This window comes from Pedobacter agri PB92, from assembly GCF_000258495.1.
In the GTDB taxonomy this organism is placed as follows: Bacteria; Bacteroidota; Bacteroidia; order Sphingobacteriales; family Sphingobacteriaceae; genus Pedobacter; species Pedobacter agri.
In genome coordinates this window covers 1-14,495 of sequence record NZ_AJLG01000125.1, presented here as the reverse complement: position 1 = coordinate 14,495, position 14,495 = coordinate 1, and the positions used below count along the sequence as shown (strand labels likewise).

General features: G+C 37.0%; 11 protein-coding genes. 4 read left to right on the top strand and 7 right to left on the bottom strand.

Annotation, left to right across the window (positions count from 1 at the left end; all coding sequences use genetic code 11):
- Positions 1–330: 330 nt before the first annotated feature.
- From ON09_RS16840 to ON09_RS16815, 6 genes are all read right to left on the bottom strand, one after another.
- On the bottom strand, positions 331–1,407 hold the full coding sequence (locus ON09_RS16840) for a phosphotransferase enzyme family protein (protein WP_010602234.1): 1,077 nt from the start codon (positions 1,405–1,407) through the stop codon (positions 331–333).
- Positions 1,398–2,297 (bottom strand): nucleotidyltransferase family protein, encoded by a 900-nt coding sequence (locus tag ON09_RS16835; RefSeq protein ID WP_010602233.1) that lies wholly within the window; start codon positions 2,295–2,297, stop codon positions 1,398–1,400. Before ON09_RS16835 ends, ON09_RS16840 begins: the two co-directional genes overlap by 10 nt.
- A 157-nt stretch (positions 2,298–2,454) precedes the next feature.
- Entirely contained in the window at positions 2,455–4,029 is a 1,575-nt protein-coding gene (locus tag ON09_RS16830) for a helicase HerA-like domain-containing protein (RefSeq protein ID WP_010602232.1), read from the bottom strand.
- 103 nt (positions 4,030–4,132) lie between these two features.
- Positions 4,133–4,429: a chaperone modulator CbpM gene (locus ON09_RS16825; protein ID WP_010602231.1), complete on the bottom strand. Its 297-nt coding sequence runs from the start codon at positions 4,427–4,429 to the stop codon at positions 4,133–4,135.
- Positions 4,430–4,434: 5 nt separating this feature from the next.
- Positions 4,435–5,334, bottom strand: coding sequence for a DnaJ C-terminal domain-containing protein (locus tag ON09_RS16820; RefSeq protein ID WP_010602230.1), 900 nt, complete (start codon positions 5,332–5,334; stop codon positions 4,435–4,437).
- Between the two features lie 156 nt (positions 5,335–5,490).
- Complete coding sequence (locus ON09_RS16815) at positions 5,491–7,908, bottom strand: alpha/beta hydrolase family protein (protein WP_010602229.1); 2,418 nt, start codon at positions 7,906–7,908, stop codon at positions 5,491–5,493.
- 657 nt (positions 7,909–8,565) lie between these two features.
- Here ON09_RS16815 and ON09_RS16810 point away from each other — a divergent pair.
- Both ON09_RS16810 and ON09_RS24370 read left to right on the top strand, forming a co-directional pair.
- On the top strand, positions 8,566–8,988 hold the full coding sequence (locus ON09_RS16810) for a helix-turn-helix domain-containing protein (protein ID WP_010602228.1): 423 nt from the start codon (positions 8,566–8,568) through the stop codon (positions 8,986–8,988).
- A 462-nt stretch (positions 8,989–9,450) separates the two neighbouring features.
- The gene (locus tag ON09_RS24370; protein WP_010602227.1) at positions 9,451–11,583 is read left to right on the top strand and encodes a PAS domain S-box protein; all 2,133 of its coding nucleotides are present in this window, start codon (positions 9,451–9,453) and stop codon (positions 11,581–11,583) included.
- Between the two features lie 114 nt (positions 11,584–11,697).
- Here the strand turns inward: ON09_RS24370 and ON09_RS16800 are convergent, their stop codons facing one another.
- The gene (locus ON09_RS16800; protein ID WP_010602226.1) at positions 11,698–12,114 is read right to left on the bottom strand and encodes a DUF1810 domain-containing protein; all 417 of its coding nucleotides are present in this window, start codon (positions 12,112–12,114) and stop codon (positions 11,698–11,700) included.
- Between the two features lie 141 nt (positions 12,115–12,255).
- Here ON09_RS16800 and ON09_RS16795 point away from each other — a divergent pair, with 141 nt between their 5' ends.
- Entirely contained in the window at positions 12,256–12,660 is a 405-nt protein-coding gene (locus ON09_RS16795; protein WP_010602225.1) for a LytR/AlgR family response regulator transcription factor, read from the top strand.
- A 118-nt stretch (positions 12,661–12,778) separates the two neighbouring features.
- The coding region (locus ON09_RS16790) for an FAD/NAD(P)-binding protein (protein WP_010602224.1) at positions 12,779–14,495 on the top strand (1,717 nt) is incomplete at its 3' end.

Below are 14,495 nucleotides of genomic sequence, written 5' to 3'. Positions count from 1 at the left end.
CAGAACGCTTTTTTTTGTTTTTTATATGCTCGTCATTGCGAGGCACGAAGCAATCTCACAGATATGAATTGATAATAAACGAATAAGATTGCTTCGTGCCTCGCAATGACGACCTTCTTTTATTTGAAAATGAATGGTTCAGTACACTTCGGAAACGGCAGCCCCGCCATTCGCTACAATCTCTTTCAAACTTCTGTCATGCGGAGAAATGAAGCATCTGTTTCATAGGTTGCAGATGCTTCGTGCCTCAGCATGACAGTAATTTCAAGGTACTGCAAATCAAAAGTATTTTCGCTGCTGTCGGTTTTATCAAAATTGGTTACCTATTGTCTAAGCTAGATGCTCTTCAATAATATCCTGTAATTCTTTTTCGTTCACCGTTAATTCATGAAGCAACTTAAACTGATTTTTAGCCCTATCGAGATTTTGTGTAGGGTAGGCTGTCGGATAGTAAATATCGCCATTTAAAAAATCGGTTAAGAAACGCAAAGCTTGCATGTAAATGATATACTTGCCTGAAAATAAGATAAGTTCTTTTTCAGTCTCGGTAAGAATATTTTTCATTTCTGATAAATAACCTTTAACCATGGCTTCGAAATATGGAAGGCGGATTTTGATTTTGCTTAAATCTTTTTCATTTTCTGAGAATGCACAAAGGTACGTCCGCATCATGTCGCCTAAATCAGAGATAAACTTACCAGGCATAATGGTATCTAAATCGATCACACAAATACCCGCAAAAGTTTCTGCTTTTAATAGGACGTTGCTAATTTTTGTATCGTGATGCATAACACGATCAGGGAAGTCTTCCCGGTGTGAATATGATTCATAATAGTCGAGGATGTATTTATGTTTTAACGCATCATCAATTTGGGGCTTAGCCTTACCTTTTAATTCTTTGGTTGTGGTGGTTAGCGCAGCCGTAAATTGCTCAAATCGTAAACCCAAATCATGAAAGCCGGGGATAGTAGGTTCAAGTAGGCTTGCATCGAAATTATTTAGCAAGGCACTTAGCTTTCCAAATTGTTTGGCAGCTTCATAAGCCTGTTGAGGCTCACTCAAAACATCTAAAGAGACGGTATTTGGAACGAAAGGCAACATCCTCCAATACTCGCTCTCAATCATAGCCATTTCTTTTCCATCAATGGTAGAAACAGGTTTGATGAAAAGATAATCAGGGTAGTTTTTTGATAGATAATCGGCAATTGCCTTTAAATTATTAGCAATGTCTTCAGGTTTCTTGAAAACTGAAGTATTGATGTTTTGAAGAATGTACTTTTGATCTTCAGATAGGGGAGAAAGCAAATAAGTTCGGTTTATTAAACCCGAACCTATTTGTGTAATTGTGGCAGTTTCTTTAGTATATCCGAAGGCTAGTAAAACTTCAGAATCTAAATTTAACTCCATAGTTTTTTAGGGTATGTTCCGTTTTTAACCAATTGATCAATCGAATCCTGAACATACGGTTTATCTTCTTTATAAGTTACCCCAAACCATTTATTTGATGTTGGTACAACTTTAAATGTTGCGGTATTGCTTTTAACCAGATTTTCGCCAATTAACGGAATAAAGAATTCAGCCTTAGGTTTATCTTTGTTTGCTTCCGCAAATTCAACAAAAAGTTCTTCAGTAATTTTAAAAACGGCAGGAGTGAAGCCCCAGAAATTCATCGAAACCGGAGTGCTGAAATCTAAAGGATATTCTTCGCCATCCTCTTCGTAAAAAATCTTTCCATCTTTAGGGTAAACTTTTGTACGTTCAACAATCTCAGTTAAATTTCCAGCATCATCTACTTTACAAACACCTCTTGATACTGCTCCAAACTCAGAAAGGGTTTTTCCGATCTCATAACCAATGATAGAATAATTACTGTCTGTAGCTTCTGTAGTAAGAAAGTCAGCCATTTTTTTAAATGCATCAAAGCCATAATAATCATCGGCATTGATCACACAGAAAGGTTCTTTAACTACTTTTCTGCCTGAAAGAATTGCGTGAGCCGTTCCCCATGGCTTTTCTCTATAGATTTCTTCTTCGATACCGAATTGTTTTAAATCGAAATTCTGGAATACGTAATCTGTTTCAATTCTACCATTCAATTTGGGTTCAAATATGGCTTTAAAGTTTTCAACAAATTCTTCTTTGATGATAAATACTACTTTGCCAAATCCAGCCTGGATAGCGTCGTAAATTGAATAATCGATGATGGTTTCTCCATTTGGACCAAAGCCATCAATTTGTTTCATACTTCCGTAGCGGCTAGCCATCCCAGCTGCCAATATTAATAAGGTAGGTTTCATCTATTTTTTTATGTTATTCGTTTAGCACGCCTAACCATAACAAGTTATCAGTTTACGTATAAGTTGTTTCAGTATTCAGCATTTCCTATTGCGAAAATACTATTTTGGGTGCTAATTGTTATATAGGTATTTAGTACTATTAAAATTTTAAATGGTGTTAAAAACCAAATAAGCCGCCACCACTTTTTGTTCTCGTTTTTTTGCCGGTAAGCATTCCAAAAATTCCTCTTACAATCTCTTTACCTATTTGGCGAGTAATTGTAGCGCCCATCACCTTTTCTATAAAACTCTTTTCACCAGGTTTAGGTTTACTTTCTATTTCCTGTTGCTTTTGGGCTGCAACTTCTTGTTTTTCTTGTTCTTCCGCTGCGGCCTTGTCATTAATTCTCTTAGTTAAAATATCGTAAGCACTTTCCGGGTCAACCGCATCTTTATATTTTAAATACATTCCACTTGCCTGCACCAATTTTTCAAAATCAACTGCAGTTAGCGGTCCCATGATGGCACGCGGCGGAGTAAGCATTGTTGCCGAAACTTCCGTTGGAATACCTTTTTCATTGAGTACTGTAACCAAAGCCTGGCCAGTTCCCAATGATGTTAAAACTTTATCTATCTGGTAAAAATCTGATTTAGGATAGGTATTAACTGTTTTCTTTAACGCATCAACATCGTTCGGTGTAAAAGCCCTCAAAGCATGCTGCACACGATTTCCCAATTGCCCTAAAACACTTTCTGGTACATCAGTTGGTGCCTGTGTGCAAAAGAAAACTCCAATTCCTTTTGACCTGATTAGTCTGATGATGGTCTCGATCTGCTCCAAAAAGGCCTTTGACGAATTTTTGAAAAGCAAATGCGCTTCATCAAAAAAGAAAACCAGTTTAGGTTTGTCTAAATCTCCAACTTCAGGCATGGTATTAAATAATTCGGCCAATAAACTCAATAAAAAAGTTGAGTACAAAACTGGCTGATTTTGAACATCAGCTATGTTTAGTAAACTAATGGTTCCTTTTCCGTCTACACGTTCAAATAAATCTTTAATGTCAAAAGATTTCTCTCCGAACATGCCACCTAAGCCTTGTTGCTCAATGGCAACAATTTTTCGAAGAATTGTACCGGAAGTTGAAGTAGAAATACTGCCATATACCTCCTTAATTTCCGCGGCTCCTGCGCCTTCTGATAAATAGGAAACGAGCTTCTTTAAATCATTTAAATCGATAATTGGCATTTTATTATCGTCGGCATATTTAAATATTACCGCCATTACGCCAGATTGGGTATCGTTTAAATCCAATACTTTCGATAAAAGTGTTGGACCGAATTCCAAAACCGTCGCTCTCATCTGAGCGCCTATTTTTCCAGATAAAGAATATATTTCTACCGGAAATCCGGAAGGAGAAAAGGTTTTGTTAAGTTGCTGAGATCTTTCTTCAATTTTCGGATTGATAGAACCGGCCTGATTCAAGCCAGATAAATCTCCTTTAACGTCTAACATGAAAACAGGTACAGCGGCGTCTGATAACTGCTCGGTCAGTAATTGCAGCGTTCTGGTTTTTCCGGTACCTGTTGCGCCTGCAATTAGTCCGTGCCTGTTCATCATTTTTAACGACAGATTAACTTCAGCTTCGCTGTACACTTGCCCATCCAAAATACCTGCTCCCAAATAAATATAAGACCCTGTTGGGGTATAGGATGATTTTATTTTTTCGATGAATTTTGAAGACAAATCACTCATTTTTTAAAAATTAGATCGCCAATTTAAGAAACTAATTTAAAAAGATAGCGTTTTGGCTTTCACTTTCACATCAAATTTTTGCACAAACGATTGTCTTGAGGATCTAGTTTAACGGTCTATAATAATTTAGCTCATTTTTAAGTGAGATAATTTCCTCTTGCATTTTACTCAATTGAGACAATAGATGCGCTACTGCATGTAAACCCTCCAGATTTATTTCCAGATCATTACTTAGTCGTAAGTAACGTTCAAGTTTGGACAGTTCATCACTATCCAGCCAAACTGTTTTTTTTATAATAGTGGTATGAATCAAACCAAATTCTTCCAGTGACTGAATAAAATTGATTTTGACCTGATGATGTATGCACACATCTTCAACTGATATTAGATTATTTTCCATATTGGTTAGCTTTTGGAAAGTTTTTCGAATAATTCTCTTTGTTCGGCGGTTAAATTTGTAGGTAATTTAATTTGCCATTTAACATACAAGTCGCCAAATGCATCGGCTTTTTTGTAAATAGGGAAACCTTTTCCCTTTAAGCGGAGTGTAGTATCGGGTTGGGTGCCTTCTGGTATTTTTAATTTTACTTTACCATTGAGGGTTTCCACAATTTTCTCTCCACCTAAAATTGCGGTGTACAAATCAATTTCTTCCTGGATATAAATGTCATTTCCTTTCCTTTTAAAGCGGGGATGATCTGAAATGTTGAATTTGATGTATAAATCTCCGGGTGGACCATTATTAACACCCGCAGCGCCATAGCCTGGTAATTTGATTTTTTGGCCATTCTCCACACCTGCAGGGATTGTAATTCGAACCTGTTTACCATTTACAGTTAAGGTTTGCTTATGGGTAGTGTAGGCATCTATCAGGTTCAGTTGTAAATCGGCATTATAATCCTGGCCTTTGAATGGTGAATTTCGACCGCTTCGTCCGCCACCACCACCAAACATTGATGAAAAGAAATCTGAAAAATCTTCTCCACCAAAACCTCCAGAATATCCACCTCCGCCACTATAACCACCACCTTGAGATTGGTATTGCCGGCGTTGCTGTTCCTGAGCATCTAACTGATCAGCGTGTTGCCAGTCTTTGCCATACTTATCGTATTTTTTCCTTTTGTCGGGATCACTTAAAACTTCGTTAGCCTCATTTATCTGTTGGAATTTTTTGTTCGCTTCTTCATTATTTGGATTTAAATCAGGATGATGCTTTCTCGCCAACTTCCGATATGCTTTTTTTATATCATCGTTTGAAGCATCTTTTTTTAAATCGAGGATTTTATAATAGTCAATATAGTCCATGGAATATAAACAAATAAGTTGGTGGAATGTTCAGTTTTGCCCAGATAAAGATATGTGAAATCAGGGATTTTATAAGCTAGTTTAGCCTGTGGAAAAATGTGAGCTGTATAAAAAAAGCTCCGAAGAATCGGAGCTTTTTGATAACAATAGAGAGAATTATTTTTTGCCTTTAACGTATTTTTCCAGCCATTGATCTTCTTCCCAAAGGGTGTGAAGAATATTTTCTTTGCCACGGTAGCCATGTGCTTCGTAAGGTAGGAATACGAAACGGGTTGTACCGCCGGCACCTTTAATTGCGTTAAATAAACGTTCACTGTTGATTGGGAAAGTTCCTGGGTTATCGTCTGAATCTCCGTGAATGAGCAAGATAGGTGTTTTGATTTTGTCTGCATAACTGAAAGGACTCATTTCATAGTACAATTGAGGTACCTGCCAATATGTGCGTTCTTCATTTTGAAATCCAAATGGCGTTAAAGTACGATTGTAAGCTCCACTACGGGCAATTCCAGCGGCGAACAAGTTGGTGTGTGCCAATAAATTTGCCGTCATAAAAGCTCCATAACTATGACCGCCAACTGCCATACGTTTTTTGTCTCCTACACCCAGATCAGACAATTTATTTATCGCAGCCTCTGCATTTAGTTTCAATTGCTCAATAAAAGTATCATTCGGTTTTTTACCATCTTTAGCAACAATAGGCATCTCCGCATTATCTAAAATAGCATAACCTCTGCTAACCCAGTAAATTGGCGAACCCCAGCTGATTGCAGTGAACTTATCTTTTGAACCACGAATTTGTGCTGCATCGGCAGCCGAATTAAATTCACGAGGGTATGCCCATATTAAAGTTGGAAGCGGCCCGTCTTTGTCTTTGTTATATCCTTTCGGTAAATATAAATCACCAGTTAAATCAACTCCATCGGCACGTTTGTATGAAATTTTCTCTTTCGTAATGCCATCCAATGATGGGTAAGGATTAGCAAAATTTGTAATTGGCTGATCGGCAACACGAAGAACTAAATTTTTAATATAGTAATTTGGAACTAGTTTTTGACTTTCCTTGCGTGTGAGTAAAACCAACTTATCTGGATTGATCACATCGCTCACATATTCGAAAGTTCCTTCAGCGCTGCGCCAAACAATCTCATTTTTCTTTGATGCCAGATCAAATTTGGCCAGGAATGGTAAATCACCTTTCTCTGATGAACCAACCGGATTATTCATCAATAATTTCGTTCCATTGTCAACCAATTTAATCACCTGGCGACCATATTTATTTTTTACGGTAACCGGAGAACCTGGATTGCCATAAGCATCGGTTTGGTTGCGGCTATATAATTCTTCAACAGCGCCTGTTGCAGGATTGTATCTGCTCACTTTCGAAGTTTGCTTACTTCTTAAACCTTCCATAATTAAAGCCAGGTTTGCATCACCCCATTGAACACCGCGGTAACGAGTTTGGGTTTTAAAAAGTTCTTTTTCAGCACCTGTAAATGGAGCACTCAAAGCATAAACAGCATCGTGAAAAGGAACATTCTTTTTAATTAAACCGCTATCAAGTGGTTTTGCCCAAACAATAGTTGCCGGCTCATCATCTCTCCAATCAAACCCACGCGGCACATTTTGTGTATTGTCATAACCTGAAGGTGTACCTTCTGATGAGGGTAATTCTGCAATAACTTTTACAGGTTTTCCTGTTAAGTCTGTTATAGCAACTGTAGATGGAAAGCCAAAAGCCGAAACCAAATAAGAGAATGGTTTGCGAATGGTTTCAATCATCATAAAATTTTTATCGGGTGATAAGTTTACTCGTTGATAGATAGCTGGCTTGCCAATAGGAGTTTCTACGCCCGCTGTATTTTTAACCAGTTGCGATGTTGCGAAAAACTCAAACAACTGCTCATCAAAAGGCGATTTAATTAAATCCTGGTAAGTTGCACTTGGTGCTGCTTTACCTAAATTTTGTTGAATGGTAGGTCCCTTTGGCATTAAAGGTTTTGCTGGAGCGGCACTTGCAGGTTTCGTTACAGTACGATAAATGATTGTATTATCATTTAACCAGGTTAAACCGCTTCCCAAAACAACATTTAAAAATGCTTTATTAGTTTTAGTCGCTTTTTTAGTGGCCAGATCAATGATGTAAAGGTCTACGCCCTTTTGAGTGGTGTTGGTAAATGCAATCTTATTTTCAGCAGGATTCCAGCTGATATTACCAGCGTATAATGGGCTTGGCAAACCAGTAACCTGAAAAGTTTGATTTGATTTAATATTTTTCAGACTGAAATTGTTGATGAAATTTTGTCTGCTGGGTGAATAGTTATTCGGATTTAACCTTAAACCTGCAATACGATATTCAGGCATTGCCAATTCTTCAACTGATGGGTATGAATTGCGCTCACTGAATAAAATCCATTCTGCTTTCCCGTCAATACTTACCCCAGGTGTTGGCTTTGCCAATAATAGGTCAGCGATTTCTTTCGGTGGTGTTTGATAGCTGATGGCATCTTGTGCATTTGCATTCAACGAAACACATACGCCAGCCAATAAAAAATAAAGCTGTAATTTTTTAATCATCTCAGTTAGTTTATTTGAAATAAGGAATGCCCAAATATTGCAAAATTAAACTTGATGATGCGTAACTTCTTATTTACAGAAGTTGAAACCTAGTGCTTAGCTTGCTTCTCAATAAGGCTAGGTATATGGATTTTGATGTGTTTTACAGAATTGTCAATCATCAATGCTAATATATTTTGATCAATATCAGCTAGATGATTGCGGTTCCCACATCTTGGCTTCGAAACTTGTTACTTTTTTCATAATCTCGATAAAATCGAAACTGTTTTGTCTTTAATCTGATCATCAAGGCGGTCTAAAAATTAGCTTACCGCTAAGTCGTTTTGGTTAGTTTTGTTTGAAGTCATTGTTCAGCTATATAACTCATCCTAAATTTTAAGCAGGTTATTAATTTAAGAAATTCACCTAACGGTCCACAAATCGCACTAAAAATGTAAAATAACGGTAGTTTGTATTCGTAGATTTACTTCTTTTAGCCACGTATTTATACCCTTTACAAGGCCTTTTGCACACTATTTTTAGCCTTCATATTGACAAAAGTCAAATAATGCGCATGTTTTATACATCCTTACACGGTTTTTATTAAATTTGATATGTCAGTCGTCCCCGATATTTGATTTAATAAATTTTTTTAACCAAAGGAAATTAATTATCTCAATGACAACTCAATCAAAACATGGTGAAATTCTTGAGCGCATAGTGCGCCGAGACCGTATGGGAATTAGCGAACTTTCAAGGAAACTGAATGTGAGCAGAAGAACAATCTACAACTGGTTTGGCCAAGATCGGCTGAGCCACGAGGTTATCTGGCAAATTGGTAATTTGCTGGGGCAAGATCTCTCTGATTCTTTCCCTGATGTTTTTCCTAATGGAAATGCCTACGTCAAAGCAAACGCCGATTCACCTACACAGCCGGCTGCTGAACCAAACTCCGTTTATTTTTGGATGAATAAATACATCCATCTGTTAGAAAAGTATAACGATTTGTTAAACTCCGAGGAGCAAGATCCTTTAGATGGGGTTCAGCCGAAAACCATACCACTAAGAAATAGGAGAACGGGTACTTTCATTTATCAATAAAGCAAAATCTAAAAAATCTAATTGCTTATAAATTTAATTTCGTTTAAAATAATTTGCTTCAATTTAACGCTCTTTAGATTGCTAAGCATTTCTAAAAGAATAGCCACTTAAAATATTAAGTGGCTATCTTTTTTTGTTAAAGGAAGTATCCTTTTATGGTGTGCCTGCCCTCCGCGGATTGCCCGCTCACAGGACTTTTTTATCTGTTGTTTTATGTTTAACAATTTAGTGAAATGTTGGTTTGTTCAAATGAAATAATTTTACACAACTTCATAAAAATGTTAATAACTTCGAAACAGACAATCAAACATTATTTTGCCCTTCATAGTTGTTAAATTCAGATTTATTAACAGCCAAGTAAATCAGAGCTATATGTTCTAAGGAATTAATATTTTCATTGTTGGAATAGTAATTGTTGAAAATTAAAAATATTTATCGTCAAAACTTCATCCTGATCAAAGAATGAGTCATCATAATTACCTCTTAAGTAACGAGCAATTGTTGCAAGTTTTCAATTTAACACATACCGCAACGGCCATTCACGTTACAGAAGATGCTATTATCCAGGAAGCGAATGACGCGATGCTGCGTATTTGGGGTAAGGATAGAAGAGTGATAGGAAAGTCATTAGAGGAAGCCCTTCCTGAACTCAAAGGGCAACCATTTATAGATATGTTTAAAGCCGTTTGGCGTGAAGGATTGACTATTTCTGGAAAAGATACTGCTGCTGATTTGGAGATCGAAGGTGAAATCAGTACTTTTTATTTTGATTTTGAATATAAAGCAGTAAAGGATGAAAGCGGTCAGGTAATTTGTATTCTACATACAGCCATTGATGTTACGGAGCGCTTTTTGAAGAAAGAGGCTGAAGAAAGAGCTGCAGAAAAAGAGATGGCGCTGCAAAGGGAACAAGAACTTAATGAAGAACTCGCCGCCACCAACGAAGAGCTGTTGGCCACAAACGAAGAGTTGCAAGTGGCTCAGGATAAGCTTTCATCATTAAATAATGATTTAGAAGAGCGGGTTTTAAAACGGGTACGTGAATTATCTGAAAGTGAAGAACGGTTTAGAACAATGGCCGAGGGAACAGATATTTTTATAGCCGTTGGCGATGAAACCGGAAATGCAATATATTTCAACAAACCCTGGGTGGAACTCACAGGTAGATCTATGAATGATCTTCTTGAATTTGGTTGGGCTGATTTGATACATCCGGATGACCGAGAACGTTATGTGGGCATATATCTTTCTGCATTAGCAAAAAAAACACCTTTTACAGGAGAATTTAGGATTCTAAGTAAGGAAGGAAACTACAGATGGCTTTTGGCGAATGGCCCACCACGCTTGCACCCTGATGGAACTTTTGCAGGCTATATCAGCTCATGTATTGACATTACCGATCGGAAAAAACACCAGGAAGAACTACAGGAGCTCAACGAAGAGATGGCAGCGGCAAATGAGGAACTTGCCTCAACCAATGAGGAGTTAGCTGCCACCAATCAAGAACTTGCGCAAACCCATAGTGATCTTGTTGCATATATCAAAAAGCTTTCAGATAGCGAAGAAAAGCTGCTTCAGGCGATTGAAACCGGTAAAATGGGTACCTGGAGTATCAACCCCGAAACCATGGAAATAACCATGTCGGCGTTCGTAAGAGATTTGCTTGGCTTGAGTATGGAACGTTCAGTAAATATTGACGAAGTGATGAAAGCAGTGGATAATGATTACCACCAGATGCTTCTTAATGCTTTAGATAATGCACTAAAAAATCATGTACCAAGTGATACCGAGTATCCGATAACTAATTTAATTACTGGAGAAGAAAAATGGGTGAAAGCTACTGGTAAGGTTTTCTTAGATCAACAGGGCAATCCAACAGAATATTCAGGAATGTTTATGGATATTACCGAGAGAAAGCTTGATGAACTTCGCAAAAATGATTTCATTGGGATGGTAAGCCATGAGCTGAAAACACCACTCACTGCCATTAATGGTTTTGTGCAGGTACTCCAGCGCAAAGCGAAGAATGCAGATGATGACTATTCTACAAATGCTTTGGATAAGGCTTACATTCAGGTTAGAAAGATGACGGCCATGATTAATGGTTTTCTGAATGTTTCCAGGTTAGAATCTGGGAAATTGCTGGTAGATAAACGACCTTTCAGGCTAGATCAGTTACTGCAAGAAACCATTGATGAGTCTTTTATCTCTCCATCAACACACGAAATAAACTTTGATAGCTCATGTGAGGTAACAGTGAACGGAGATAGAGATAAAATTGGGAATGTGATTTCAAATCTCTTAAGCAATGCACATAAGTATTCAGCCAATGGAACCAATATCGAAGTAAACTGCGAAATTACGGATACTGAAGTGATTGTTAGTGTAAGAGATGAAGGCATCGGTATTTCGGAACATGATGCCAAAAAATTATTTGAACGTTATTATCGCGTAGAAACCAATCACACCATATCAGGCTTCGGCATTGGATTATATTTAAGTGCTGAAATTATAGAGCGCCATAACGGGCGGATTTGGGTAGAAAGCGAAACTGGCAAAGGATCAGTATTTTATTTCACCTTACCATTATCATAAAAAAAGGGACAGGCTGCGAAGCCTATCCCATATCTAAACCCAAACATGCGCTCAAACATGAATGAATTATAATTGAAACAGCAAAATAGCACATTGGTTTTAAACTATCCAAATTTATGCATTACAAATTCTAATTGTTTTTTCATCATCAGCGCCATTGAAATAAGCTGCAATAACATTTTTAAATACCGGATTGCTATTCGGTAAAATCGAAAAAAGCGTCATGCTGGAGTGAAGCTTTAAATCATCAGGATATCCGAAAATTTCATTGGCAGTTTTATTCTTGTGCTTCAACAGTTCTTCAGAAATTTCAATTAATCTTTTCCCTAAAACAGGATGATTTAAATAATTTTCCGCTTCCACTGTATCCTTCAAGGCATAATATTTTGCAGTATCACTATGGGCTAAACCTTCAATTTGCGGGAAAATATACCACATCCAGTGGCTTGTTTTTCTACCTTTTCTAATTTCCGAAAGCGCATGATCATAACTATCGCTCTGAGCTGTAATAAATCTGTCTAGTGATTTCATAATATCTTAAATGATATAATAACTCATCTAAATTGCAATAGTTTTACGGCTAAATCCAACAACAAAGCTCTGTAGTCAAAAAACTACAGCCTGTATCAGGTTATTTGGCTTACCATTTGCTTCCACTATTGAAAATTCTAAATGGACTACGCTAATAAATCTCCTTACAAATGTATAATTATCGATGATGACCAACTCAGCATTGATATTCTTGCAAACTTTCTTTCCAAAATACCCGATTTTGCTGATGTTAAAACCTATGTCGATCCTGCAAAGGCCATTATGGACCTGAAAGGAGAAAGTGATATTGACTTTTTATTTCTCGATATCAGAATGGACATATCAGGTTTAGATGTAGCAAAGATTTTGCGTGATAGTGTTCGGTTTTTATTTTTTGTAACCTCTTATGAAGAATATGCAATCGATGCATTCGGAGTAAATGGCGATAAATTTTTAGTCAAGCCTATTGTATTTACAAAACTTGCTGCTGCAATTGATGAAGTTCTGCAAAAAGAAAAGAAACAAAAAGGCTATTCGATCACTTAGCGAGCAAGATAGTTCCTCATGCACAAAACAATTTTCTTTTTTTAGGATTGTAAGGAAAGCTTAAAATGGTAAATCTGTTTAAGCATTATAATTTTTTTAAATTTCTTACTCCTAATACATGAGCAAAAAGGTTTCAACCAAAAGAATTGCAATACTTGGCGGAGGTCCTTGCGGACTTTTTATCTATAAACGACTTATTGAGTCAGGCTTAAAAAATATCGAAATAGAGATTTTTGAAAGAAAAGCATTTTTAGGGTCGGGTATGCCCTATAGTCCCGAAGGTGCAGCGCAGGAGCATATTACAAACGTATCGGATAATGAGATTCCAATCATCTATAATTCAATAGAAGATTGGGTAAAAATTGCACCTCAATCAATATTGAAAAAGTTTGACATCAATTCTTCAAAGTTCAACGAATATAAGGTTTTACCACGCTTATTTTTTGGTGAGTATCTTTCAGCTCAATTTGATCTCTTAATGGCCGCGGCAGAAAAAAAGGCAATTTCGACTAAAGTTCATTTGCGCACAACGGTAACAAACGTTTTCGATGATAAAGAGAATAAAAAAGTTAAGGTACAAATAGATAATAAAGACGAATTGATTTTTGATGAAATCATGATTTGTACGGGGCACCATTGGCCCAAAAAATACGAAGGTAAAATTCCCGGGTATTTTGATGCCCCGTACCCACCAAAAAAGTTGGCTAAACATTTTAATGCGCCTATTGCCTTGAAAGGTTCATCGTTAACCGCCGTTGATGCCATTAGAACGCTGGCCAGAAATAATGGTATTTTTACACAAAATGATGATGGAACCTATTTGTTTAAACTGGATCCAAAAAGCAGTAAGTTTAAGATTGTCATGCATTCCAGAAACGGATTGTTACCTGCCATTCGCTTTCATTTGGACGATAGTCATTTAGGTAAAGATACCACACTAAGCAAAAAACAGATTCAAAAGCATATTAAAGAAAATGGGGGTTTCATTGCACTCGATTATGTTTTTGAAAAAAACTTCAAGGAACAATTTAAAAAGAAAGAGCCAAAATTTTATGAACGGATAAAGGATATGGATTTGGAAACTTTTGTTGATGCCATGATGGATTATCGGGAAAAGTTGCCGCCTTTTGATCTCTTTAGAAAAGAATATTTGGAAGCCGAAAAATCTATTGAAAAGAAAGAATCGATTTATTGGAAGGAAGTACTGGCAGTGTTGAGTTTTGCAATGAATTATCCAGCGAAATACTTGCCCGCAGAAGATATGTTAAGACTGCAAAAGGTGTTGATGCCTTTGATTTCAATAGTGATTGCTTTCGTACCTCAAAGTTCATGTCGCGATTTAATGGCCCTTCATGATGCCGGCGTATTGGATATTGTTTCTGTTGGCGATGACAGTCGCGTTGAACCAAATCCTGAAGGCGGCGCAACCTATTACTACAAAGATGAAAATGGAAAGGAGATTTCCGAAAACTTCAGCATGTTTGTTGATTGCGTTGGACAACCTCACTTATCATTTGAAGATTTCCCTTTTCAGGGCTTAATTGATGATGGTACGATAAGCCCGGCTACATTGCGTTTTAAAGACGCTGAAAAAGCTGAGAAGGAAATGAAACAAAAAAATAAACTGGTTAAGAAACATAAAAACGGAGAATATTTTTTGAGTGTTCCCGGAATAACCATTAACGATTTTTTCCAGGTAGTGGATAAAGATGGAGAAGCAAATGAACGTATTTATATTCTAGCGGTTCCCTATATTGGTGGCTACAATCCAGATTACTCGGGCATCGACTTCTGCGAAGCAGCATCAGAACAGGTCATGAAAAAAAATAAAGCAT